The 25,370-nt window shown below is 39.7% G+C and carries 18 protein-coding genes and 1 pseudogene; 8 read left to right on the top strand and 11 right to left on the bottom strand.

Annotated features, from left to right (window positions below):
• Positions 1-455: 455 nt before the first annotated feature.
• Positions 456-1,499 (top strand): low specificity L-threonine aldolase, encoded by a 1,044-nt coding sequence (locus IQ274_RS27925; RefSeq protein ID WP_163928669.1) that lies wholly within the window; start codon positions 456-458, stop codon positions 1,497-1,499.
• Between the two features lie 100 nt (positions 1,500-1,599).
• Here the strand turns inward: IQ274_RS27925 and IQ274_RS27920 are convergent, their stop codons facing one another.
• The 4 genes and pseudogenes from IQ274_RS27920 to IQ274_RS27905 all read right to left on the bottom strand — a co-directional run bounded on the left by IQ274_RS27920 (position 1,600) and on the right by IQ274_RS27905 (position 4,627).
• A complete protein-coding gene (locus tag IQ274_RS27920; RefSeq protein ID WP_228058405.1) occupies positions 1,600-2,040 on the bottom strand; it encodes a thermonuclease family protein in 441 nt (146 codons plus the stop codon).
• Positions 2,041-2,122: 82 nt separating this feature from the next.
• On the bottom strand, positions 2,123-2,686 hold the full coding sequence (locus IQ274_RS27915; RefSeq protein ID WP_163928670.1) for an HD domain-containing protein: 564 nt from the start codon (positions 2,684-2,686) through the stop codon (positions 2,123-2,125).
• An 87-nt stretch (positions 2,687-2,773) separates the two neighbouring features.
• Positions 2,774-3,121: pseudogene (locus IQ274_RS27910) on the bottom strand (ATP-binding protein); the annotation flags it as partial.
• Positions 3,122-3,517: 396 nt separating this feature from the next.
• Positions 3,518-4,627 (bottom strand): S-(hydroxymethyl)glutathione dehydrogenase/class III alcohol dehydrogenase, encoded by a 1,110-nt coding sequence (locus IQ274_RS27905; RefSeq protein WP_163928671.1) that lies wholly within the window; start codon positions 4,625-4,627, stop codon positions 3,518-3,520.
• Positions 4,628-4,996: 369 nt separating this feature from the next.
• On the opposite strand from IQ274_RS27905, the gene IQ274_RS27900 reads away from it, so the two are divergent.
• The 3 genes from IQ274_RS27900 (at position 4,997) to IQ274_RS27890 (ending at position 9,811) form a co-directional block, all read left to right on the top strand.
• Positions 4,997-6,280: a valine--pyruvate transaminase gene (locus tag IQ274_RS27900; RefSeq protein ID WP_163928672.1), complete on the top strand. Its 1,284-nt coding sequence runs from the start codon at positions 4,997-4,999 to the stop codon at positions 6,278-6,280.
• A gap of 121 nt (positions 6,281-6,401) precedes the next feature.
• Complete coding sequence (rimM, locus tag IQ274_RS27895) at positions 6,402-7,214, top strand: ribosome maturation factor RimM (protein WP_175586613.1); 813 nt, start codon at positions 6,402-6,404, stop codon at positions 7,212-7,214.
• Between the two features lie 215 nt (positions 7,215-7,429).
• Positions 7,430-9,811, top strand: a complete 2,382-nt coding sequence (locus IQ274_RS27890; protein ID WP_194144115.1) for a phosphoketolase — start codon at positions 7,430-7,432, stop codon at positions 9,809-9,811.
• A gap of 219 nt (positions 9,812-10,030) precedes the next feature.
• Here the strand turns inward: IQ274_RS27890 and IQ274_RS27885 are convergent, their stop codons facing one another.
• Entirely contained in the window at positions 10,031-11,410 is a 1,380-nt protein-coding gene (locus IQ274_RS27885; RefSeq protein ID WP_194144114.1) for an HlyD family efflux transporter periplasmic adaptor subunit, read from the bottom strand.
• Between the two features lie 70 nt (positions 11,411-11,480).
• Entirely contained in the window at positions 11,481-13,667 is a 2,187-nt protein-coding gene (locus tag IQ274_RS27880) for a peptidase domain-containing ABC transporter (RefSeq protein ID WP_194144113.1), read from the bottom strand.
• Positions 13,668-13,717: 50 nt separating this feature from the next.
• Between IQ274_RS27880 and IQ274_RS37510 the strand changes: the two genes are divergently transcribed.
• Entirely contained in the window at positions 13,718-13,852 is a 135-nt protein-coding gene (locus IQ274_RS37510) for a hypothetical protein (protein ID WP_265578573.1), read from the top strand.
• Positions 13,853-13,990: 138 nt separating this feature from the next.
• Here the strand turns inward: IQ274_RS37510 and IQ274_RS27875 are convergent, their stop codons facing one another.
• Positions 13,991-14,209: a hypothetical protein gene (locus IQ274_RS27875; RefSeq protein WP_194144112.1), complete on the bottom strand. Its 219-nt coding sequence runs from the start codon at positions 14,207-14,209 to the stop codon at positions 13,991-13,993.
• A gap of 242 nt (positions 14,210-14,451) precedes the next feature.
• A complete protein-coding gene (locus IQ274_RS27870) occupies positions 14,452-14,814 on the bottom strand; it encodes a hypothetical protein (RefSeq protein WP_194144111.1) in 363 nt (120 codons plus the stop codon).
• A 769-nt stretch (positions 14,815-15,583) separates the two neighbouring features.
• Here IQ274_RS27870 and IQ274_RS27865 point away from each other — a divergent pair.
• Together IQ274_RS27865 and IQ274_RS27860 are read left to right on the top strand one after the other, a co-directional pair.
• Positions 15,584-17,095, top strand: a complete 1,512-nt coding sequence (locus tag IQ274_RS27865; RefSeq protein ID WP_194144110.1) for a DUF1565 domain-containing protein — start codon at positions 15,584-15,586, stop codon at positions 17,093-17,095.
• A gap of 427 nt (positions 17,096-17,522) precedes the next feature.
• Complete coding sequence (locus IQ274_RS27860; RefSeq protein WP_194144109.1) at positions 17,523-19,739, top strand: FUSC family protein; 2,217 nt, start codon at positions 17,523-17,525, stop codon at positions 19,737-19,739.
• 80 nt (positions 19,740-19,819) lie between these two features.
• On the opposite strand, the gene IQ274_RS27855 is transcribed toward IQ274_RS27860, so the two are convergent.
• The 3 genes from IQ274_RS27855 to IQ274_RS27845 form a co-directional block, all read right to left on the bottom strand.
• A complete protein-coding gene (locus IQ274_RS27855) occupies positions 19,820-22,258 on the bottom strand; it encodes a hypothetical protein (RefSeq protein WP_194144108.1) in 2,439 nt (812 codons plus the stop codon).
• Between the two features lie 287 nt (positions 22,259-22,545).
• On the bottom strand, positions 22,546-23,433 hold the full coding sequence (fghA, locus tag IQ274_RS27850; RefSeq protein WP_163938218.1) for an S-formylglutathione hydrolase: 888 nt from the start codon (positions 23,431-23,433) through the stop codon (positions 22,546-22,548).
• An 84-nt stretch (positions 23,434-23,517) separates the two neighbouring features.
• Complete coding sequence (locus IQ274_RS27845; RefSeq protein ID WP_163938214.1) at positions 23,518-24,309, bottom strand: ion transporter; 792 nt, start codon at positions 24,307-24,309, stop codon at positions 23,518-23,520.
• 88 nt (positions 24,310-24,397) lie between these two features.
• On the opposite strand from IQ274_RS27845, the gene IQ274_RS27840 reads away from it, so the two are divergent.
• Positions 24,398-24,823: a nucleoside deaminase gene (locus IQ274_RS27840; protein WP_163938211.1), complete on the top strand. Its 426-nt coding sequence runs from the start codon at positions 24,398-24,400 to the stop codon at positions 24,821-24,823.
• The last annotated feature ends 547 nt before the right edge of the window (positions 24,824-25,370 follow it).

Here is a 25,370-nt window from a genome sequence, read left to right as displayed (position 1 = left end):
AATATATTCATCCTATTAGAGGCTATAACTACTCAAACAAAAGCCAAGAAATAATTAACTGTTTAATGTAAGATATAGCAATACTATTTTTGAAAATAAAATTTTGCGAACTACTAACTTATTTTAAAAGCTAGGCTTATAGTTATTTAAAAATAATTTACGATTGCTCTACAAATATTGAATTGATTACTATCTGAAGCAATACTTGTCGGTTAAGGGGAAAACGGGAAGGGAAAATAAAAACCTTTAACCTTTACCCTTTAACCTTTTCCCCAAACCCAATTCCGAGTTAAAAATGCAAAACCCGAGCAGTATTGCCATCTGAAGTTATTGTCATTAGCAGAGTTATTATCTAATTTGAGATATTAATATTTTTCCTAAATCTTGTAGTTGTCAACTACAAAAATTATTTACTAATATTATAATAATTACTAAGAAAAATCAAAGTAGAGATGATGAGTAGCAACTTAGAACAGTTTGCAAGTGATAATTCTTCTGGTATTTGTCCAGAAGCACTGGAATATATGATTAGAGCAAATCAGGGTAGTGTTCCAGCTTATGGGAATGATGAATGGACTCAAAAAGCAACAGATTATTTTCGGGAACTCTTTGAAATTGATTGTGAAGTATTTTTCACCTTTAATGGTACAGCCGCAAATTCTTTATCTTTAGCTGCCCTTTGCCAGTCATATCATAGTGTGATTTGCCATGAAACATCTCACATAGAAACAGATGAATGTGGCGCACCTGAATTTGCATCTAATGGTTCTAAACTTTTACTCGCTCAAGGGAAAAATGGCAAGTTAACATCAGAATCGATAGAAGCAATTGTCACTAGACGCACTGATATTCATTATCCAAAGCCTAAAGTTATTAGTATTACCCAATCAACTGAATTAGGAACTTTATATTCTATTGAAGAACTTCTAAAAATTAAACAAGTAGCGAAAAAGTATAATTTAAAAATTCACATGGACGGCGCTCGTTTTGCAAATGCAGTTGCCGCTATGAATAAAAGCCCTGCTGAAATTACTTGGAAAACTGGAATAGATGTATTATGCTTTTGTGGTACTAAGAATGGAATGGCATTAGGTGAAGCGATTCTTTTCTTCAACAAAGAGTTAGCAGAAGATTTTGATTATCGATGCAAGCAAGCAGGTCAGTTAGCTTCAAAAATGCGGTTTATCTCTGCTCCCTGGTTGGGTTTATTAGAAACTGGTGCTTGGCTAAAAAATGCTAGGCATGCTAATCAATGTGCTGAATATTTAGAAAATCAACTGTTAAATATAGAAGGCGTTGACTTGATGTTTCCGAGAGAAGCCAACGCCGTATTTGTGAAATTACCTGAACAAGTCATTCACACCTTAAAAGCAAACAACTGGCAGTTTTATACATTTATCGGTGTGGGAGGAGTACGTTTTATGTGTTCTTGGAACACTACACAATCAAGGATTGATGAATTGATTGATGATATTAAAAAAGCAATCATAGCTATCTGATTGGTAAAAATTGGTGTTATCTAGATATCCGATTTATTTAAAATTCGGGTATCTAATATCAATTACATCTGAGGTTGCTCGCAAACAACCAGATTTGATATTACTTGCTATGAAACTTCAATTGCATGTTTGATTGCTGCCACAATCCCAGATGCTTATTTTTAGCATTAGCTTCTGCAATTAAATATTGGGTTTTGCTTTCGTAGCAATTTTGTAAAGATTCTCTGTCAACGACAGCATTACCTGACTCTACCAAAAGGAGATTTACTGACCGATTATCCACAAACACTTCACCAACTGTACGACCATTTTCGAGTTTTTCTATGCTTCTAATCACAACAGGAGTTTTAGGTGGTAGTAGCTGTTTTAACCTTTGTGTCGCTGCTAAAGTATACACCTGTCCAACCGCCTTTGGTGCATTAATACACGCTAGCCTGACTGGAATTGTCTGTCCGGCATTATTTTTAACTAAAATTGCGTTTCCGTCTGTAACACCAACTACTGTAGCTAGCACCAACATGAGTTCAAGTAATTCCATCATTTTGTATGTAAGAATTTATGCATGAATATCATGTTATTGCAGTGCTTAGATTGCTAGTGTGATTTGACTCACAAAAGACTATTTAATTGATAAATGCTTTGTAATCTTCAATTAACTTTGCCAAGCGGGAAGCAAGAAATGGACTTGCATCCTGCAAAGCTTCATAAATCTGAATACCTTCTTCTCGATATCGAATGATTTTGTCTTGAGTCCAATAATGTGGTGGTGCTTGCAGGTTAGTGATTCTATCTGCTAATTTCACCATCCATATTTCTTTTGGTTGCTTTTTTATCCTTTGTAAACTATCTGTCATTTGGAGATTTTTTGCTAAATTATCATTTTTAGTCAGTGCAAGTACACCATTAGCTACTGATTCACCAAATTCAATTCTGATTTCCTCAAACGTTGTATTAGTATCTTCAATTGTGTCATGCAAAATAGCACATTGAATAGCAAGATTTCCATCATGTTCTGTTTCTACACTTAGGGCTGCAATTACTTCCATACTCACAAGATTTAAGTGCATGAGGTAAGGTATTTCTGAACCTGCCATTTTTTGACCTTGATGTGCGTGTGCTGCTTTCTTTAAGGCTTTAATATAAATTTCTTGTGACCAGTTTTTTGCGCTGAGTTGATATTTTTCCATTTATCGATTTTTCTCATTAAGTGATGCAATGCTATATATCGCAATCCTAAATAGGATAACCGTAGCAGAAGAAGTACTTGATATCAATCAAAAGCTCTGAAAAGGAACTACAGGTAATTGAATACTTACGATAGTACCTGTTAAAAGATCAGAACAAATTGACAGTTCCCCATTATGAGCATTGACGATGCGTTTGGTAATAGCAAGCTCTAGCCCAGTTCCACAAGGTTTTGTGGAGAAGAATGGCTGAGAAAGCTTACTTCGAAATTCTGATGGAATTGGTTCGCCGCCATTGTGGACATTAATATAGACTTTATTTATATGAGAACAATCCACTTTCCACTTAATAATATCTCCTGGTTCAACTGCCTCGCAAGCATTACGAAGAATGTTAATAAATACTTGTTTAAGTTTGTCCTTATCCCCCAAAATTTTTTAGCTTAATCCATCAGAGATATCGCTTGGCTTGAGTTTGCTCCATTTACGATGATATGGTTAAATTTATTTATATCTAAACCTCATCTATGTTGAAACCTAGAGTTTTTTAAAAGATATATTTATGTAGCGACTGTCTTGAATGTCAAGTGCGATCGCAATTTATGTTGGGTTACGCTATCGCTGCACCTAACCTACAAAACTACGGTTCTCAAGGTAGACGAGGTTTATCTCAGAGTTGTTAGCGAAAAAATAAGATTTAATTTTGGAATTTTGAAATTTTATTTAGGCTAAAACACGAGATTTTATCTTGTGTTTTAGCTTAAGTTGACACAACTGACAGATATACTTTCCTACTGTTAATTTTATTTTAAGAAAAAGCTTTGAATCTAACAGCTAAAAAGTCACCACACTCCGAATTGATTCACCTTTGTGCATCAATTCAAAAGCATCATTAATTTGTTCAATGGGCATCACATGGGTAATTAAATCATCAATATTTATTTTGCCTTGCATATACCAATCAACAATTTTCGGCACATCTGTACGTCCTCTCGCACCTCCGAATGCTGAACCTTTCCAAACGCGCCCAGTTACTAATTGAAAAGGACGAGTGCTGATTTCTTGTCCAGCACCAGCAACCCCAATAATTACACTGACACCCCAACCTTTATGGCAGCATTCTAATGCTTGACGCATAATTTTGACATTACCGATACATTCAAAACTGTAATCAGCACCGCCTTTTGTTAAGTCAACCAGATAGGGAACTAAATCACCCTCTACTTCCTGGGGATTGACAAAGTGCGTCATGCCAAACTTTTCTGCCAAAGCGCGTTTGCTGGGATTAATATCCACCCCGACAATCATATTCGCCCCTACCATCCGCGCTCCCTGGATGACATTTAAGCCAATACCACCCAAGCCAAAAACCACTACATTTGCTCCTGGTTCCACTTTGGCAGTATTGATAACTGCGCCAATACCAGTAGTAACACCACAGCCAATGTAACAAACCTTTTCAAATGGGGCATCTTCCCGAATTTTTGCCAGAGCGATTTCCGGCAGCACCGTATAGTTGGCAAAGGTGGATGTACCCATGTAATGATGAATCATCTGCCCGTCGATACTAAAGCGACTGGTGCCATCGGGCATGACACCGCGTCCTTGAGTTAAGCGAATGGCTTGACAAAGATTAGTTTTGAAACTCAGACAATATTCACACTGGCGGCATTCGGGAGTGTAGAGGGGAATCACATGATCCCCTGGTTTGAGACTGGTGACACCAGCGCCTACTTCTACCACCACACCAGCGCCTTCATGCCCCAAAATAGCCGGAAATAAACCTTCGGGATCGTCACCAGATAGGGTAAAAGCGTCGGTATGGCAAATCCCACTGGCTTTTACCTCAACTAACACTTCGCCAGCTTGTGGCCCCGATAGTTGAACGGTTTCAATCGTTAACGGCTTACCTGCGCTGTAAGCCACTGCTGCTTTAACTTGCAACCTCAGCCCCTCCTATATATAGTTAATAGTTATTTGACGTTCTCCACCGTGGTTCAAGACGGGAATTCTTTCACTTTTACGACTTACGCAAAACTACACGCGGTAAGGACGAGTTCTCCAACGGAGTACTCGTAGTCTAGCTGCTTCTCTACGAGACGCTTCGCGAATGCGTCTACATGAATTACCCTATCGGGAAATAAAAGTTTAGGCTATTTTTTGTGTAAGTCCTGACTTTGTTAAAATATCATTCTCTCGCTAGATTGGTTAAGGCGGCGACAGCTGTTTTGGCAACGATGTAAACTAGATGTCAGCAGTAACCCCCAAATAATTTGTCCACCTCTCGATTAATACATTATTTTGTCACAGCTTATGAACCCTGCCCTAACTCAAATTGGCGCTCAAATGTCCAACCTGACTGGCGTAAGAGCAATCATGAAGGATATTATCGAGACATTAAGAGGGGGTGCAGGGCAGCAATTTATTAATTTGAGTGCTGGTAATCCGTTGATTTTGCCAGAAGTAGAGCAGTTATGGCGGGATTGTACTGCACAGCTTTTGGCTAGTCCAGAATATGGTGAGGTAGTTTGTCGTTACGGTTCAAGTCAGGGCTATGCACCATTAATTCAAGCGATCGCAAACGACTTTAACAAACGCTACGGGTTAAACTTAAGCGATCGCAATATTCTCATCACCCCCGGTAGTCAAACCCTCTACTTCTACGCTGTGAATAGCTTCGGTGGCTATACCCCTAGCGGCGAGTTAAAACAAATCGTTTTGCCCCTCAGCCCTGACTACACAGGTTACGGCGGCCTCTCCTTAGTTCCAAAAGCTTTAACTGCCTACAAACCAACTCTCGATATTGATGAAGCCGCCCACCGATTTAAATATCGCCCCGACTTCAGCCAACTGTCGATTTCAGAAAATACGGGTTGTATCCTCTTCTCTCGCCCTTGTAATCCCACTGGTAATGTCCTCACTGAGGATGAGGTGAAAAAGATTGCTGCCCTAGCTGCACCTTACAATCTGCCCGTGTTAATTGACTCGGCTTATGCGCCTCCCTTCCCAGCATTGAACTTTACCGAAATGACACCAGTGTTTGGTGATAACATCCTCCACTGCATGAGTTTATCGAAAGCCGGATTACCAGGAGAAAGGGTTGGTATTGCCATTGGGGATGAAAAGTGGATTGAGGTACTGGAGTGTTTCCAGGCAAATATTGGTCTCCATTCTTCACGTTACGGCCAAGCGATCGCAGCTTATGCAATCAATTCTGGTGCTTTAGTAGAAATTTCTCACACTGTCATCCGTCCTTTTTACCAAAATAAGTTTACCGTTTTAGAAACCAGCTTAGAACAAGCGATGCCTAAGGATTTACCTTGGTTCCTTCATCGCGGTGAAGGGGCAATTTTTGCTTGGTTGTGGTTACAAGATTTACCCATGAGAGACTGGGAATTTTACCAGCTAGTTAAGCAAGTAGGTGTGATTATTGTCCCAGGAAGTAGCTTCTTCCCCGGTTTAGATGAAGAGTGGGCGCACAAGCATCAATGTTTCCGCATCAGCCTCACGGGTACGGATGAAGAGATAGCCACTGCTATGCAACGTTTAGCAAAAGTGGCTGAAGAAGCTTATAAAGGTGCGGCGGTGACTGCCTAGTACTGCAAGGCGGAATTAAAAATTAAAAATTAAAAACTAAAAATGAATACAGTGTAAGCATTTCATTGATTTAGAAGGGGTGGTTTATTTCCGCCGTGTTGTACTAGTAGGAAAAATGGAAATGAAACACGAAGAAGCTAATAAAGAAGAAGCTAATAAAGAGATCAGAGGCAGAGGTGCAGAGGGGCAGAGGGGCAGAGGGGCACAGAGGCAGAGGGGCAAGAGAGTAGGAGGAAATTCAAAAATTCAAAATGTTCAATCTCCAGCCCCTAATCCCCAACCCGTAGTTCCCAATACCCAATCCCTAGTCCCTAATCTCGATAATTGGTTAGAAATTGGTAAGATTGTTTCCCCTCAAGGATTGTCTGGAGAATTAAAGGTTTATCCTGTATCTGACTTTCCCGAAAGATTTGAAGTGCCGGGAAAACGTTGGTTGTTGCGTTTAGATGGCACAGAACCACAACCAATCGAATTATTAACAGGACGTTATATCAGTAACAAAAACTTGTATGTGATCAAATTAGCTGGTGTGAAAACTTGCGATCAGGCGGAGGCGTTGCGTGGTTGTAAACTAATGGTGCCAGTGAGCGATCGCCCCCAATTAGCCGAAGATGAATATCATGTCCTAGATTTGATTGGCTTGGAAGTATTTATGCAAGAATCTGGCGAACTCGTTGGTACGGTGGTAGACATCATCGCCGCCGGCAATGATTTGTTAGAAGTAAAATTACACCCATCTTTTACCACTGACAAAGGACAAATGACAAATACTTCTCTACGAGAGGCTACGCCAACGGCTTCGCTCAGTACAAGTGACAAAAAGCAAACGACGGTTTTGATTCCATTTGTGGAAGCGATCGCACCAGTCGTAGATTTGAAATCTAATCGGATTGAAATTACGCCACCGCCTGGGTTATTAGAAATAAATAATTAGGTCATTAATTAACTGCTCAACAGATTTTTCAAGCGGAGAATATTTCATAATTCATAACTCATAATTCATCGCTTCTCCATTCTGTACCTAAAGCGAAGGAATCTGATAACAAAGGCTGGAAAAATTCATCATGGATAGATGGCAATCATATTGAAAACAAGTATAATTGCTTACTGATGAACTCATCAAAAACCTTTTGGAATGGAGTGTCGATAATGACATTAGCAACGACTCCACAAACAAAGCCTTTAACAGATGAAGAATTACGAAAGATAAACGCCTACTGGCGTGCAGCTAACTATCTTTCCGTTGGGCAAATATATCTACTCGACAATCCGCTACTAAGAGAACCCCTAAAGCTGGAACACGTCAAACCCAGACTCTTAGGGCATTGGGGAACAACGCCAGGGCTGAACTTTATCTATGTTCATCTGAATCGGGTCATTAAAAAATATGACCTCAACACGATTTATATTGCTGGCCCTGGTCATGGAGGCCCTGGACTGGTAGCCAATACCTACCTAGAAGGCACTTACACCGAGTATTACCACAACATCTCCCAAGATGCTGAAGGAATCCAGAAACTCTTCAAACAATTTTCTTTCCCTGGTGGTATTCCCAGCCACGTTGCACCGGAAACCCCTGGTTCTATCCACGAAGGCGGGGAACTAGGTTATGCCCTCGTCCACGCTTATGGTGCTGCCTTTGATAACCCTGACTTAATTGTTGCTGCTGTTGTCGGTGACGGTGAAGCTGAAACAGGCGCTTTAGCAACTAGCTGGCATTCCAACAAGTTTCTTAACCCGGTACGTGATGGTGCTGTACTGCCGATCCTGCACCTGAATGGGTATAAAATTGCTAACCCAACGACATTGGCACGGATTAGCCATGATGAGTTGGAGAGTTTATTTGTGGGCTACGGCTACAAACCATACTTTGTAGAAGGTGAAGATCCCGCAGATGTTCACCAGCAGATGGCGGCGACTCTGGAAACAGTGATCGCAGAAATTCAAAGTATCCAAAGAGAAGCCCGCGTACATGGTTTCACTGAACGTCCCCAGTGGCCGATGATTGTCATGCGAACCCCCAAAGGTTGGACAGGGCCCAAGGAAGTGGATGGTAAAAAAACCGAAGGTTTTTGGCGATCGCACCAAGTTCCCTTTGGGAATATCGCTAAACAGCCAGAACATCTGAAACTCCTAGAAGATTGGATGAAGAGTTACAACCCAGAAGAACTCTTCGACGCTAACGGCGCACTGATTCCAGAACTAGCAGAACTGCCTCCCAAAGGTCATCGACGCATGGGTGACAATCCCCACGCTAACGGCGGTCTTTTGCTGCGCGACCTGAAAATGCCCGACTTTCAAAAGTATGCCGTAGATGTTCTCAAACCAGGGCAAGCGATCGCAGAAGCTACCAAAGTGACTGGCAAATTCCTGCGGGATATCATGCGACTTAACCAAGAAAGTAGCAATTTCCGCATCTTCGCCCCCGACGAATTAGCATCGAATCGCCTAGACCCTGTGTTAGAAGTTACAAACCGGGTTTGGGAAGCCGAGATTTACCCTGAAGATGACCACCTTTCCCCCGACGGTCGGGTGATGGAAATTCTCAGCGAAACTTCTTGCCAAGGATGGTTAGAAGGCTACCTCCTCACAGGTCGTCACGGGTTCTTCACTTGTTACGAGGCATTCATCCACATCATTGATTCTATGTTCAACCAACACGCCAAATGGTTGAAAACCACTAGACATATTCCCTGGCGTAGACCGATCGCTTCCCTCAATTACTTACTCACCTCTCACGTTTGGCGACAAGACCATAACGGATTTTCTCACCAAGACCCTGGTTTTATCGACCATGTACTTAACAAAAAAGCCGAGATTGTTCGCGTCTATTTGCCCCCTGATGCCAACACTCTGCTGTCGGTAACTGACCATTGTCTAAAAAGCCGCAACTATGTTAACGTCATCATTGCTGGAAAACAGCCAGCATTGCAATATCTCAACATAGATGCCGCTATCAAGCATTGCACCAAAGGCATCGGCATTTGGGAATGGGCAAGCAACGACGAAGGCGGCGACCCAGATGTAGTGCTAGCTTGTGCTGGGGATATTCCTACCTTAGAAACCTTGGCGGCTGTAGATATCCTGCGTCAGCACTTCGCAGATTTAAAAGTGCGGGTAGTGAACGTAGTCGATTTGATGACACTCCAGCCAAAAACCGAACATCCCCACGGTTTGAGTGAAAAAGATTTTGACACACTTTTCACCACCGACAAACCCGTTATCTTTGCCTTTCATGGCTATCCCTGGCTGATTCATCGCCTAACCTATCGCCACACTAATCATAAAAACATCCATGTGCGTGGCTACAAGGAAGAGGGAACTACCACCACTCCCTTTGATATGGTTGTTCTCAACGATCTAGATCGCTTCCATTTAGTAATTGATGTAATCGATCGCGTACCCAAACTAGGATCTAGCGCAGCTTATGTGAAACAGCAGATGCAAGATAAGCTGATCGAACACAAGCACTACATTGAGAAGTACGGCGACGATGTGCCGGAAATTCGTGATTGGAAGTGGCCCTATTAACTAATTACTAATTCGTAATTTGTAATTCGTAGTGAAAATTCGATTATGAATTACGAATTATTTTAACGCTCTTCTCTCTGTGTTCTCAGTGCCTCTGCGGTTAAAATAATTAATTTTTAACCGCAGAGGCGCAGAGAACGCTGAGAAAAACAAAAGATTTAACGAGAAATAATTTATAAAAAACTTCAAGTCCTGAAATTGTAATTATTTCGTTTAGCATTACACATCTGTAATTAACCTAGCTTTTCTCAAGAAAAATTGCAGTACCGTTTCTTCACGAGAAATAATATCCACTCTACCTTCCATTCCCAATTCAATGTGACACAGATTTTTGCCTTTACCTAAAACCAGACTTTCCGGCTCAATAGTCACCTGATAAAAAGCACCTGGGACAGCCGCTTTGGGAGTGGTATTGGCATGAGCAGGAGATCCATTTGTGCTATTTGTTGAGGGAGTCATAGCATCTGGAGAAATCGCCTCCACCTTACCCTTGAGAGTGCCATAATCTGGGTAGGGACAAGCACTAACTCGCATTTGAACTTGTTGACCAATTTTGAGCTTACTTTTATCTTCAGATGCCACTGCTGCCTTGACAATCTGCTTTGCATAACTGGGGACAATCTGCAAAACTTCCTCACCAGGACGCACAGTTTGGCCTGGGTTACGCAAGTTTATCTGAGAAATAATACCATCAGCAGTAGCAGTGATAGTGGTGTGATTAAGTTCAATTTCCACTTGCTTGAGTTCCCTAGTATCACGCTCTAACTGTTTTTCTACTTCAATTCGTTGCTTGATCATTCCTTGCAGTTCTTTATCTAAAGCGGCTTTGTTACTTTCACCTGCGGCTTTTTGTTGAGCTATCTGCTCAGTAGCAATTTCTATTTCTGCATGACTGGGATTTAAGGCTGCTTCTGCACGTTGCTTTTTAGCGATCGCAGCAGATACTGCTTGTTCTTGCTGTTTTGTAGCTAACTGTGATTCCTCTAATTTATCCCTAGACAATGCTTCCGCTACACTCTCATATCGCTTTTGCTTTAACTTCGCTGCATTCAAAGCTGCCCTAGTAGAATGGAGATTAGCTTGAGCTTCTTGGAATTCAGCCACAGTGGTAATTTTTTTATCCTGATATTGGCGCTGGCGATCGCTTAATGTCGCCTCGCTAGCAGTCATAATCCGGTTAAATTTAGCAGTTTCGGCGCGAATTTGACTGTTAAACGTTTGAATTTGAGCCTTGATTTGCACTAGCTGCAACTTCGCTTGCTCAATATTAGTATGCAGTTGGCTTTTTTTCGTTTGTAAGCGAGAGTCGTCAATAATGGCGATCGCATCTCCGGTTTTGACGACTTGATTTTCTTTGACATAAATCTGCATAACTTGGCCTTCAGTTGCCGCCTGCACAATTCGCAATTCCCCAGATGGACGGACAACTGCCTGCCCTTTCACTGTCACCTTATATTTGGCAACTGTGGCAACGGGAATCGCTAATCCCAAAACGCAGAGAACAAATAGCCCACCAAAGGTAATCCAACGACTAATTGGTGGGATAAATTCATCTGTTTGAATTGGTTGTAAAAAGTCTGTGTTGTGAACGTTAACCATAGTTAGACACTTCAAAATTGAAAAATAGGTGAAGATATTAGCCAATACAGTTTATTTAAGCCCAAAATCATCATTTAGAGACGCGATTTATCGCGTCTGAAAGACTCAAAGTTACATCATCCAAAAAGTCTAAATGCTCTCCATCAAATTGTCGTAAATCTTCTACTGTTCCTTGAATTTTTAACCGTCCTTGTTCTAGAAAAATAATCCAATTTGCACGCTGGATAACTCTAGGACGATGACTAATCAAAATGGTAGTTTTACCCTGGCGATACTCTAAAAGCCTATCTAGTATTTGTGCTTCACTCACTGGATCGAGGGCGCTGGTAGACTCATCTAAAATTAAAATAGGTGGGTTAGTAACTATAGCTCTAGCTATAGCTAATCTTTGCTTTTGTCCACCAGAAAGATTAGCCCCAAATTCTCCTAAGACAGTTTGATATTTATCAGGTAGTTCGCTGATAAATTCGTCAGCACCAGTAATTTGACAGGCGATAATAATGTCTCTAAAACTAAGGTGAGGATAACTAAATTGGAAATTATCCAGAATAGACCGACTCCAAAAATGGGCTTCTTGTGGTATTAAAACCACCTGTTGCCGCAAACATTCCAAAGATATATCTTGCTGGTTATAAAAACCATAGCGAATATTGCCTGATTGAATTGTATATAAACCAGGAATCAATTTTGCTAGGGTACTTTTGCCACAGCCAGATTTACCAATTAGAGCAATTGCTTGTCCCCCAGGAATAGTTATGGAAAAGTCTTGTAGTAAATCAATTCTACCTGTGTGGTGAAAATTAATTTCAGAGCAAGTAATATCTATATTTCCCGGAATTTCTACCCACTGCTTTTTAAGATCATTTTCATCTTCTGGCGTAGCATCAATAACTTCTGTAAGACGTTGAATAACTATTTGGGAAGTGATAAACTCATCGACTAAATCAATGGCAGAACTTAAAAATCCGAGAAAATTGCTACTCATGCCGTTATAGGCAATCAATTGTCCGATTGTTAAAGTCCGATTAATTACTAAATAGCTACCAATCCAGAGAATACCAATATTAATAAATGTCGAAAGAATACCTGTAACTGTGCTGCTGTAGAGTCCTAGCTGCATGGTACTCCAGCCCAAGTTAGCCAGACGACCAAAATTTCCTTGATATTCTTCCCAAGCTTGGGGTGTAGCTTGGGTAGTTTTTAAGACTTGTACTCCCCGAAATGTTTCTACCAAAAAGCCTTGGTTTTCTGTACCAGAAACAATCATATTGCGGGTTTTCTGTCGCAGTGCTGGTAAGAAAAGCAAGTTAACAGCCGTGATTATGAGAAATGCAACTATAGAAGCTAGAGTTAACTCCCAAGTGTAAAAAAGCATAAAGCCCAAAGACACTAAAGCAATAAAAAATTGACTGGGTAATCCTAGGACAATCTGGGAAACTAAGTTATTGATAGCATGAACATCTGCAATGCGGCTGACTACCTCCCCACTGCGTCGTCCTTCAAAATAAGATAGGGGTAAATGTAAGAGTTTGCGCCCGTATTCTAGAATTAGTCCTAATTGCAATCTTTGACTGAAATAACCGATTAGGTGCGATTGTACTAAACCAATGGCACTTTTAATTAAATTCAGGGTGATTACGCCAATAGCAACAGTGGTTAATAGTTGGGTATCTCCCCGAACTAGGACATCATCGGTGAGTAGTTGCATCATGAAGGGAGATGCAAGGGAAAGTAGACCGATCGCAATGTTGAGGGCGATCGCTTGGGCTATTATAAACCGATAAGGGTAAACCCGTTGCAGGTAACGCCCAAAACCGCCAATCTTATCTGATTCTTGTTGATAAAAGCGGCTTTCATCGGGAAGGAGTAGCAGCATCACCCCATTATTCCAACCTTTAATTAACTCCTCGTGAGTCAGGTAACGGATACCAACACCTGGGTCAGCAATTACATATTTTTTGCCTTTTTGTCCGTATAATACTACCCAGTGATAGCCTTTCCAGTGAATAATGGCAGGTAAAGGAGCTTGATCTAATTGGTTGATGAGTTGAGGAGTGGCTTTAACTTGCCGACTATGGAATCCCAGGACTTCTGCACCCCGTCGTAATCCCAATAGAGTAGTTCCTCTCGCCCCAGTACCAACAGCTTCCCGCACTCGGTTAAGGGTAAATGTGCGTCCGTAATGTTTGGCAATCGTAGCTAAAGTAGCTGCACCACAGTCTTCTTCACTGTGTTGAAGGACAATTTGATATTTCATTTACAGGCGCAATTATTGGGGCGAAAATACAGTGAAAGGAATTGACTATCTTGAATGAGGATTTACGCAGAAAATTTTTATTGACCGTGGAAAAAGATGTTAAGAGCGATCGCAATCATCGAACTGTTAAGGTAAGGGCAGGTTTAGCAAATCAGTTATTACTAAAATCAACAATTGATTTATAAAACCCATCCATACAAAGGTTTTACGTTTATTCAGCAAGCCCTACTTAACAGTATCGATTTCTGTTTTTGTAGCTTCTGTCCTGGCCAAATGCAAAATTAGCCTGTTGAACAGATTCTCCTAATGGTTTTGGAGTGTCGCTACCATTTATCAGGATCTTCTGGGTCAATCACAGGCCCTGGGTATGGAATTGGTTCATCTTTTACCTCGTAAAAAGCATATATTTCTTTATTCAACAAATTGCCAGATTGACCACCAGAAATTATTTCTGCTGCTTGTTCATCAATTTCTTCTACCAAAGCAATATTTTCTAAAATACTTTGGTTGTTTAACAAGGTTGTTGCGATAGTAATAGCCATTGAAGTCTGTCCTTAAATTTAGTCTATTTCATTGGTCAATACTTGTCGGTCAAACGCAAAAAATGAAATCAAGTATGTTGGGTTGAGGAAAGAAACCCAACAGCGAAAATAACCCTAAGTAACCTGAAAATTCAGATTACATTACTCAGCCCTAATAGAGATAAATCGCATCTCAACCAGGCTTGACTGGCAATGCTTACCCTACGAAATATTCAGGGTTATAGACTTTAATTTTTGCAATATTACACTTGACGATATAATTCAATCCTATTGGAATTATTCGTCGCATTACTATAAAATACATATTTTCCAGAATCTCTTAGGTCATATACTTTCGGTCTTACTACTTCATCCCTACTATCTCCATCGAATCTAATGTCCCCACCTAGATCGGTACGAATTCTATGGTTTTCACCGGGTTTTATTACAGCTCGGACGCCATCCAGTGTGTAATAAATCGGCTTCTGTGTTTCATTTCTAATTGAAAATCTCTCAAGGCCACCAGAAATTATTTCCGCAGCTTGTTCGTCAATTTCTTCCACCAAACCAAAACTTTCCAAAATGCTTTGGTTATTTAACTGGGCTGTTTCTACTGTCATAATCATGTGATTTTCTCCTAAAAATTGGTGTTTAGGAAATACGCTCAATATTTATCACCGATAACCGCTGATAGGTTAGGTGTTACTGATAGATAATATGTAAATCTCACCTATACAGCATTTCCCCTTAATGTCATAGAAAACTACCAGTTCCCACACAGTAGTCTTTCTTGCAGAGTAGACATAAAGGCAAAAAACAAAAGTCATCTCTCTTAAGAATGATAAGAGTTAACTTTTTCGCGCCAGGATTTATTTCGAGAGGAGGATGATTAACTCGCTTATTTATACTATATAAGGAGAATAGAATTTGTAAATACGAATTAAATAAATTTTATTTTTTCTTTTGCTTTTCACAGAATCGGAAAAACTCCTCTATAAACATTTCCCCTACCCAGAAAAAACGCATCTAATTTGTTTTGACAAAATACAACTTATGTGGATACAGAAAAAGGGAAGTATTAGTAGGTTTATATCAATGCAATAGATATGTGCAAAGAAGGTTTGATGGTAAATGCGTTTCTATAAGAATCGATAAGCTTATTCCCGCCCAATCTTGAGTGCTGGATTGAGCGTGTAATAAATTCTCGTTCCCTAAAAGAGGTATTGCAAATTATCCTTCTTTAATAGCTTTTGCGAGAATAAAAACTTATACAAATGCTTTTGCATAAGTTTTTCACTTTGCAGTGAGAAGTACTTTAAGTTACTTAACGCATCCAACGCTACCCACTTTCACGGTTAGCGCTAGGATAGCTATGTATTTTATTAAAGTATAAATATGGCTCAAGCTTTTTACGTAAATCCGGCATCAGGAAGTGATACCAACGTCGGTAGTCAACAAGCCCCCTTCAAAACCATTACCCAAGCCCTTAAGGTAGCTACTATTGATACCAAGATTCAACTGGCAGATGGTAATTACAATGCTGCTAGCGGTGAAGTCTTTCCGCTAACGGTTCCATCTGGTGTGACAGTGCTGGGTAATGAAACAAACACTGGCAAGGGCATTTTGATTGAAGGCAGTGGTACCTACTTGAGCCGTACTTTCGCTGCTCAGAATGTCACATTTGTGTTGCTAGATAAAGCCGAACTCAGAGGGGTAACTGTAACAAATCTGGCTAGCCGTGGTAGTGGTGTCTGGATTGAATCAACTGCTCCTACTGTTGCTAATAACACTTTCACCAACTGTAAGCGGGAGGGAGTATTTGCTACAGGTGAGGCAAACCCAATTATTTTAGGTAATTTGTTCAGTGAGAATGCAGCCAATGGAATTGCGATCGCTAAAAATTCCAAAGGCCAAATTCAAGGTAATACCTGCTTTAAAACAGGTTTTGGCATTGCAATTAGTGATACTGCATCACCCATCCTTCGAGATAACAAAATTTACGAAAACCGTTCTGGGATTGTCATCTCTGGTAGTGCCCGTCCTCTATTACGTAACAATGTCAGTGAAAATAACACTGATGATGGTATCACAGTAATTGGAACTGCTTTACCGGATATCGGCAGTACTAATAACTTAGGTGGTAATACTTTACGCAATAACGGTAAATTTGATTTGCAAAATGCCAGTTCCAACAAGCTGGTTTCTATAGGAAATAAAATAGATACGTCTAAAGTCGCCGGAAGTATAGAGTTTGCAGATAGTTCGGTTCCCACGCCAACACCCACACCAACCCCAACCCCAACGCCAACCCCAACCCCCACACCTACTATCGAATTAACCGATATTAGTAATCATTGGGCAGGTGGGTTTATTCGGGAATTAGTCAAATTGGGGATAGTTAATGGTTTTCCCGATCGCACATTTAAACCCGATGCTACGATGACACGGGCACAATACGCCGCATTATTGGTAAAAGCTTTCAACCCATCGCCAAACCGCCCCGTGGTGAAATTCAAAGATGTACCCGCAGATTTCTGGGCATCTAAGGTTATTCAGCAGGCATATCAAGGTTCATTTCTCTCTGGTTTTCCTGACAATACTTTCGGCCCAAACAAGAATATTCAGCGCGTGCAAGTGATTGTCTCCCTAGTGAATGGGTTGGGGTTATCTGCTGATGGTACAGCATCTATTAAAGCTTTCGATGACCAAGCCAAGATTCCTGAATATGCCAAGGATGAGGTAGTGAAAGCTATAAGCAAGGAGATTATTGTCAATCACCCGAACCTCAAACAACTTAATCCTACCCGTGATGCTACACGCGCTGAGGTAGCGGCGATGGTATACCAAGCTTTGGTAGATGCTGGTCGTGTAGCGGCGATCGACTCGCCTTATATTCTGACTGCTTGATTGTTCAACTAATTTATTTTGCACAATCGGATGATTTTTTTAGGGGCAATTCATGTAGACGCATTCGCAGTTACATGAATTGCCCCTAAAAAATGGTTTTAAATTAGAGACTGATCAAATTCATATTTAATTTCAAAAAATGCCGTTTTTAGTTTCTACTCGAATGAGGGCAAATTATTCGGGTTACATCAAATTATCTAAAGCATAACTTTGGCTAAAATTGGTTATACAGCCTTAGCAATCTCTGGGACATACACCTGTGAAGCTTAGTTGGCAATCATTCTGTCAATGATAAAGTAGCAAAAGGTGCATTCTAATATTCACTTTCTGGAAAAGCTCTCACTTGCCCACGATGAATTAGAATAAATCTAAATATATAAAAATATTAAAAAATCCAAATAAAACTTTTGTTTTGTTAACAAAAACAATGCAGTTGAATCGAAGTAATTTTCTCAGGTCTCTGATCCAGCCAGAGCCAGGAAAACCAGCAATATCCAACGGCTTGCGAGCTGCATTAGCGTTGGGGGTTCCGATGCTAATTGGGCAACTCATCAACCAAAGGGAAAGCGGATTATTTGTCGGTTTAATGGCTTACTTTGTCAACTTAGCAAATGTTGGTGGCCCTTACCAGATTAAAGCTAAGGCAATGGTGGCGGCTACTTTGGGAATGGCTGTTTCAGTATTTGTGGGTACTCTAGTCGCTAAAATTCTAGGATTATCTGTAGTACTGACATTTCTCTGGGGACTTGCTTCAGGTTTTGCGTCGATGTATGGTAACGCTGGTGCAAATGTCGGTCTGGTTGTAGGGGTATCATTTATCTCCACGATCGCACAGCCAGGAAATCTGGAAGCCGCACTCATGCGATCGCTGCTATGTCTAATTGCAGGTGGATGGGCGATGTTACTTTCTTTAGTAATGTGGCCTTTTAGACCTTATGACCCACTAAGGATGGCTTTGGCTGATTGCTTCAGTGGAATTGCCAAGTACATTCAAGCATTTCTCGGTAGGGTGACAACACCTGAAAATATTCTCGAAATTAGACAGTCATTAGAGACAGCACGGACTACTTTAGGTACTGCACGGATTGGAAAGCCGGCTCGGAGTTGGATGGATGAGCAGTTATTGGTGCTAATTCAAGATGGCGATCGCTTGCTTGGCTCAGTTATTGCCTTAACAGAGTTACTAGAAACACACTTTCAACAACAGCAATATCACGCAGTTCAGCAATTAGTAGACGATGCACTAGAACAAATATCAGTCATTCTGCAAGCCATAGCGAAAGTCATATCACGCAAGCCTGCTAGCATCGATCTGGGAAATCTTAACCGCATTTATGAGGCACTAAAGGAACAAGAAAGTCTGCAAAGAAAAGCAATTGCTGGGAGTGAGACAGACTACACAACCCTCGTTGCTTTCACTAACCTGGTGCTGATGATAGAAAAACTGATTAAGCAGTTGCAATATACGGCTCAGACAGCTAAATCTCTGGAAGAACGTAACAAGATGAGTCGCCGAGATATAGATAAACTTCTTGTAGTTGAAGATGAACAGCGATCGCTCTTAAGTTTACTCAAAGACAACCTTACCTTAGACTCAGCAATCTTTCGTCATGCTCTCCGCATTAGTGTAACTCTCACTCTAGGCGTAATCTTATACAGCATTACTAATTTACCAATGGGGTATTGGGTAACACTAACAAGCATCCTAGTCCTCAAACCGAACTTGGGCGCAACTTTCCAGAGGTTTTTTCAGCGAGTTGGCGGGACGATCTTGGGAGCCGTGTTAGCAGCTGTCCTAGTCGCAACCATCACCAGTAAGACTGTATTAGACATCATCATCTTGCTGACAGTATTTTTTGGCATTTCCCTAATCAGTGTCAACTATGGGTATTCGGTGATTTTCTTATCAATATTTGTCTTACTGATTATCGATATTGGTAATCCCATTGGTTGGCAATTTGCTGGCTTTCGCGTCTTGAATACATTAATTGGGGCGGGATTGGCTTTTGCAAGCCATTACTTTATATTGCCAAATCGGGAACGCGATCGCTTACCCAGTCAACTCGCCACTGCACTGCGAGAATGCCACAAGTACTTTTGGGATGTGATGGCTGTTTACCAGGGAACAAAAGAGCATGACTCCAACATTATCAGTCAACGGCGACAAACGGGATTGGCAATTGGCAATGCTCAAGCCTCATTTCAAGGATTGCTGCGCGAACCCCAAATGCCCAAAGAATTGGTAGAACCAGTGATGACGCTGTTGGTGTACATGGGACGTTTTACTAACTCCGTGACAGTTTTGGCAGTACATCTCGAACATTTTCGAGGAACAGTGCCACTGCCGGAATTAGAAACTTTTGTCCGCCAAGTTTCGCTAATGTTAGAGCAGTTAGCTGATTCAGTACAACTGGAAATTACCCCACCACCCTTACCTGGCTTGGAAGAAACGCTGCAAAAAATCCAACCGCACTTGCAAGCACTGCGTACAGCCCGAATACAAGAGCTAGCTGTCAATCAAGGACATACACCCGTTCGTCAAGCAGTCATTGATTACAGCATATTAGATTTGGAGATCGATCAGATTGTCCGCCGGTTAACTGCTATGCACTCAGCGATGGAACGGCTAATTTCCACGAAATAAAGCGCATTTTTTTCTCCGCAAGTCCCGATTTTTCCCGAATCAAATTAAGACTGCTATATATTTTGTTCCTTTCTGATCTTTCAAAAATGAATTAGTGGCAAAAATTTCATAATATTTGTTACTTTCTTTAAAGTTTTTAATTCTGGGATATCTGGTTTTAATTGTTCTGCGATCGCTAATTTTTGTTCTGCTTGTGCAGGTTGAAAGTCATACAAATAAACAACAGCTAAATAAAGATATATGTAAGGATTTTGAGAATCATATTTAGTTAATTCTATTAAATTTTGGATTAATTCTGTAACTTGGCGCTGTAAAAGTTGTGATAAGACTAGAGTGTAACGCCAATTTAAGTTATTTGGCTCTCTTTGCAGATGATAATTAGCCGCAAATCCAATCTGTTTTAAATAATCTTGAGTAGGATCGTATAGATTGAAATTATCTATCTGTGCAAATATATTATTTAATTTACCTTGTTGTAACTCTTGTGCTAGTTGTGAAGTTCGAGTAACGAAATCTAGAGGTGGAGATTTTTCTCCTGTTCCTACATTTGTTACATCTACAGTAATATCTGGAATATTTAAAGATGTGACTTTATTGGTTCTTCTATCTAAATATAGTGCTGATAATTTATATTTTCCTACTGGTAACGTTTTCGGAATAAATGTAGCTAAGGCTTCTTTCACCTGGAAAGTTCCTTCAGGATGACATTTGATACCACAGTATAAATTTCCCAAGCCAATGGCATGATCGTGATCCCAAGATGATTGGCTATTTTGCCATTTTAATAGTAAAATACCATTTTGCAAATCATCCCATGAACCTGTTATCTGATATGTTACTGGGTTATTTTTATCTAAAATTAATTGTTGAGGAATCGCAACCCTTTCTAGATTAATTACAGACTCAGTATTGCTGATTTTTTGAACAAGTACATAAGGATTCTTGCGGTTATATAATCGAAGTTTATCTCCATTAGGCAATATCCAATCGCCCTGTAATTTCAAATCAGTAGAATATTTAACTAAAGAGTTTAATTTCCGTTTAATCTCTCCACTGTCTCCTGGTTGGTTTGGTTCATTATCTCTAGTGACATACCAAGAAAAATATTGTAAATCTTCCTCTACCTGAGATAAATTATATGTGAATTTTCTACCATATACGCGGAAATCTGCTAACGCGCCAAAAGAATCTAAAGTAAACTCATTTACCTGAGGTGTAGAAACAGGAATTACCCCTAAAGTTGATCTTAAATATATATTTGTTTCAATAATTTTATTTATAAGTTGATCCAATGGATATTTGTTGCCATCATTATTAGGGAAATGTTTACCACCCCATACTTGAATTAGGGGTAAGGGAAACAAATTATTGACTAACAATATACTACTTAATACCAGAGTTGCTAGTCTCAGCCTATCAAAATATATATTTTCAATTAAGTTAAATAAATCCGCCAATATTAAACTAATTATAGGGAAGCATGGCAGAATAAATCTAATGTCTTTATTTGTACCCAAAGTACAAATTATATAGCTACTGACTAAGGTAACTAATAACCATATTCGAGCGGATTTATGGAGAGATCCGGGAATTAAATCATTAGTAAATTTATATCTAATAAGATAAACCAATAAAATGCCAATACTTACAGATAATATTGGTAAACCAACGCTTTCTGGGATCATCTTTGGATAAAACAACCATCCAGCAATAGTTGTGGACGAAGGGTCGCCTTCTCCTTTTCCGACCTGGTTAGCGTTTAATGCCGATGTAATAATTGTTAACCAATTTAAGCTATACCAAAAACCACAAATTAACCAAGCTATCATCAAAGATAAGCAAGTTTGTATTAGCTTGATGAATTGACGTTTTCTAATAAAAGTAATTAACGTCCAAATACTAGGAACTAAAATAAAAATAAATCCTGTAGGTTTAGTCAACAATATTAAACCTATACCTATACCCAATATGATAGTTAAACCCCATGATAAAAACCCAACATAACTATCTTTCCAAATTGTCAAAATTGTGAAAGTTACTATAACAATTGCTGTTAGCCCATAATCTAATAAATAATCTGTCCGTATCATTCCTAAAATAGGAAATAATAAACAAAATACGCTGGCAGTTATGCTAGTTTTTCGGTTTTTAAATAAAAAGTTACCTAAATGATACACTGAAAGTATAATCATTGCAGTATATAATAAGTTGACCAAGCTTGCCTGGTCATATCCACGCCCAAACAACATCAAGAATGGTACGGTGCAAATATATAAAAAAGGAGCGCGATAACTTGGAGTTAATTGCCACAGAGATAACCACCAATTTCCTGACAAGATATTAAAGTTTTGAAAAATTCTATAATGATGTAATGCTGTCGTTAAATGTGCGCTTTGATCGTAGGATGGAATCGAATTATCTAATAAAAACCAAGTTCTATCTATAGCTAATGCTATTAACCAAATTATTAAGAGGATGATATAGTCTTTTTTCCTCTGAGGAGGCACAAAATCATTCATATTTATTGCTCAAAAATAAAGCTCAACTAATTATATATCTGTCATGTATCGCCGTTTCACTAAATATTATGCCTGCTTAACTACTTATTAAACGCCAAGAATGCCCCTTGATCCTAGAAAGGATTAAGAGATGGGGTGCAATAATTGTGTGAACCATAACTGCTCTTTTAGAGGATGTTTGAAAAGTCCTCTTGTCGGTATCAAAAGCTTTAGATTCTGCTAAATCCCCCTATAAATTGGGGGAATTTGATTCCGGTTCCCCATTTTCTCGTATTCTTGTTCAAAAATCAAAATAGAAACGTGGGGTTTAAATAGATAAAAACTGCTGTAATCAATAAAGCGAACGCATGGTGGCGAATATGATCTTCAATAAAACTGGCGATGAAATAATAACTGTGGTCATAGCCTTCTTGGTAACGCAAGTTTAGGGGCTGCTTAACATCTGCACAAGCTTTTTCAAACACTTCCGGTAGTAATTGTTCTGCTAAAAATTTATCAGCAGTCCCTTGGTCAATAAGAATTGAACTGTGATATCCTACTTGTTTGACTAATTCACTAGCATCATAAGCACGCCAACTTTCTTGATTTTTGCCAAGATAACCACCAAAAGCCTTTTGTCCCCAAGGACAACGCATAGGTGCAGTGATAGGTGCAAAGGCTGATACTGATTTGTAAAGTTCTGGGTTTCTCATTGCACAGACAAGCGCCCCGTGTCCCCCCATTGAATGACCGAAAATACCTTGTTTTTCAGGTTGGGTGGGGAAATTTGCGTTAATCAAAGCAGGTAGTTCGTGGACAACATAACTATACATTTGGTAGTTTTTACGCCACGGTTCTTCTGTGGCATCAACATAAAAGCCTGCACCTGTACCAAAGTCCCAGTCATCATCCTCGCCTGCAATGCCAGTATTACGCGGACTGGTATCTGGTGCAACCAGCATCAAGCCGTACTCAGCCGCAAAGCGTTGCACTCCCCCCGCCTTCACCATAAAATTCTCTTCCGTGCAAGTCAACCCAGAGAGGAAATAAAGAATTGGCGCAAGTTTATGAGTTGCTTGTGGTGGTTGATAAACAGCAAAACGCATTTCACCATTACAGGTTGAGGAGAAATGACTGTAAAAGCCGAGTTTGCCACCAAAGCTTTTATATTCTGAAATGACGTTGACGTTAGGCATTGACTATATTCTCGAAGTACCCGGTAATTAGCACTATATACCGCCCTAGGCGATGGCGTACCCGCCCGCCGTAGGCATCGCATTTCAATCAACCCTGTGACTAGGTAACTTAGTCCCGCACCTTTTACAAAACCCAGCATCTATATCATGGAAAGCCAATTCACAGTTGGAACAAACCATTTCTACCTGATTAGCAGTTTTCACAACTTGCTTAATTAAATCCCCCACTTGCCAGGGAATCAGTGCAATTCCTGTGAAAATCATCAATACCGTTAGCAAACGTCCTAATTCAGAAATTGGAATAACATCACCAAATCCCACAGTTGTCATTGTGACAACAGAGAAATAGAATGCATCTAAAAATGTCCCGTAATTTTGAGGATTAACCGGATGCTCTACTTGATAGATTAAGCCAGAATAAATAAAAACAATTGCGAATAATGTAAATAATATTCGCGCAAAGATCATGCCATCTTCAGTGCTGATAGTAGCGAATAAAAATCTTCTATCTATAAATCTGATTAATCGTAAAATCCGAAACCATCGCAGTAGCCGGATAAAGCTAATATCAACCATCCCTATAAAGAATGGCAAAATTGCCATTAGGTCAATAATCGAATAAAAGCTAAAAATATACTGAATTTTGTTTTCTGCACTCCACAAACGGAGTAAATATTCCACCGCGAATATGATGACGATCGCAGTATCGACTAGATGTAATTCAAATCGCACAAAATCAGGAATATTATAAGTTTCTGCGACAAAAATTCCTGATGATAATAGTACCAAAGCGGCAAGTGTTAAATTAATCGCCTTACCTATTGGTGTTTCTAGGTCTTTTAAGTAGAATTCTGTTTCTTGTCTGCTCAATAACATATTCGACTATTAAATAATTTTAATTCCCACTTATAGCATCAGAAATACGATATTATTAATCACTATCCTTATATTAACCTCACTTTCTATGATTCCAGAATATTTTATGGGTTTAGCTTTGGCGCAAGCAAAAGAAGGAGATACACCTTACGGTGCTGTGATTGTTAAAGATAATGAAGTTGTTGCCGTAGCTCATAATACTGTTATCAGAGACAACGATCCATCAGCCCATGCTGAAATCAACGTTATTCGTAGTTTAACAGCTAAACTTAAAAACCATTTTTTAGAAGGTTATAGTATATATACAACTTGCGAACCTTGTCCAATGTGTGCAACTGCTTGTGTTTGGAGTGGTTTATCTGAAATTGTATATGGTGCTTCAATTCAAGACTTAATCTCGATAAATCAATCACAAATTAATCTATCTTGTGAAGAGGTAATAGCTAAATCATTTAGAAGCATCAAAGTTACCAAAGGCATTTTAAAAAATGAATGTTTGGAGTTATTTAAATAAACTACAACACATTTAGCTTTTTCATTAGGTTAAGTGCAAATCATTGTAGCAACTTTCTTCAAAGTCGTTATGGGTATTGGTTGGAATATTTTTTGTCCCCAACACCGTTATATATAAGGTTGTATATAAGCCAATACGCTTGGGACGGTCTAACACTTCTTCTAAGATACAAGGTTGAGTTGAGGAACGAAACCCAACATACGCCAGTTTTAGCTTTTAGTCTTAACCCAAGCGTATTGGTATATAAGCGGCTTCAGCTCCTTGCCTTATCAAGGTTGGTTTTGTGCAGCTTCATATAGAAATAGTATAAGTAACCGCAATATTGCAGATTTGGGCAAGCAATCGCGGAAATTCATTTGAAATCAAATCCTCTCGCTTGCTCGTAACTTGGGCTGTTGATAAGTAAAACTGATGAGTTCCATCAGGTTTACAAAAGTGAAATAGTTGATTAAAAATTGTAAAGCATTGTAAAGTGTATTCACAGGCGAAAACGAAATTGCCTGATTCATAAATCACTAACCGCACTTATAAAACAATGACAACAACC

The sequence above is a fragment of the Nostoc sp. LEGE 12447 genome (assembly GCF_015206985.1).
GTDB lineage: Bacteria > Cyanobacteriota > Cyanobacteriia > Cyanobacteriales > Nostocaceae > Nostoc.
The sequence above is the reverse complement of the archived record's forward strand: the minus strand, read 5'-3'. Positions and strand labels throughout refer to the sequence as shown.

Coding starts and splice junctions, on each gene's coding strand:
- IQ274_RS27875 (WP_194144112.1), bottom strand. CDS start 14,209: ATGGCTATTACTATCGCAACAACCTTGTTAAACAACCAAAGTATTTTA.
- IQ274_RS27925 (WP_163928669.1), top strand. CDS start 456: ATGAGTAGCAACTTAGAACAGTTTGCAAGTGATAATTCTTCTGGTATT.
- IQ274_RS27855 (WP_194144108.1), bottom strand. CDS start 22,258: ATGAATGATTTTGTGCCTCCTCAGAGGAAAAAAGACTATATCATCCTC.
- IQ274_RS27845 (WP_163938214.1), bottom strand. CDS start 24,309: ATGTTATTGAGCAGACAAGAAACAGAATTCTACTTAAAAGACCTAGAA.
- rimM (WP_175586613.1), top strand. CDS start 6,402: ATGAAACACGAAGAAGCTAATAAAGAAGAAGCTAATAAAGAGATCAGA.
- IQ274_RS27865 (WP_194144110.1), top strand. CDS start 15,584: ATGGCTCAAGCTTTTTACGTAAATCCGGCATCAGGAAGTGATACCAAC.
- IQ274_RS27890 (WP_194144115.1), top strand. CDS start 7,430: ATGACATTAGCAACGACTCCACAAACAAAGCCTTTAACAGATGAAGAA.
- IQ274_RS27840 (WP_163938211.1), top strand. CDS start 24,398: ATGATTCCAGAATATTTTATGGGTTTAGCTTTGGCGCAAGCAAAAGAA.
- IQ274_RS27860 (WP_194144109.1), top strand. CDS start 17,523: ATGCAGTTGAATCGAAGTAATTTTCTCAGGTCTCTGATCCAGCCAGAG.
- IQ274_RS27880 (WP_194144113.1), bottom strand. CDS start 13,667: ATGAAATATCAAATTGTCCTTCAACACAGTGAAGAAGACTGTGGTGCA.
- IQ274_RS27885 (WP_194144114.1), bottom strand. CDS start 11,410: ATGGTTAACGTTCACAACACAGACTTTTTACAACCAATTCAAACAGAT.
- IQ274_RS27915 (WP_163928670.1), bottom strand. CDS start 2,686: ATGGAAAAATATCAACTCAGCGCAAAAAACTGGTCACAAGAAATTTAT.
- IQ274_RS27920 (WP_228058405.1), bottom strand. CDS start 2,040: ATGATGGAATTACTTGAACTCATGTTGGTGCTAGCTACAGTAGTTGGT.
- fghA (WP_163938218.1), bottom strand. CDS start 23,433: ATGCCTAACGTCAACGTCATTTCAGAATATAAAAGCTTTGGTGGCAAA.
- IQ274_RS27900 (WP_163928672.1), top strand. CDS start 4,997: ATGAACCCTGCCCTAACTCAAATTGGCGCTCAAATGTCCAACCTGACT.
- IQ274_RS27870 (WP_194144111.1), bottom strand. CDS start 14,814: ATGATTATGACAGTAGAAACAGCCCAGTTAAATAACCAAAGCATTTTG.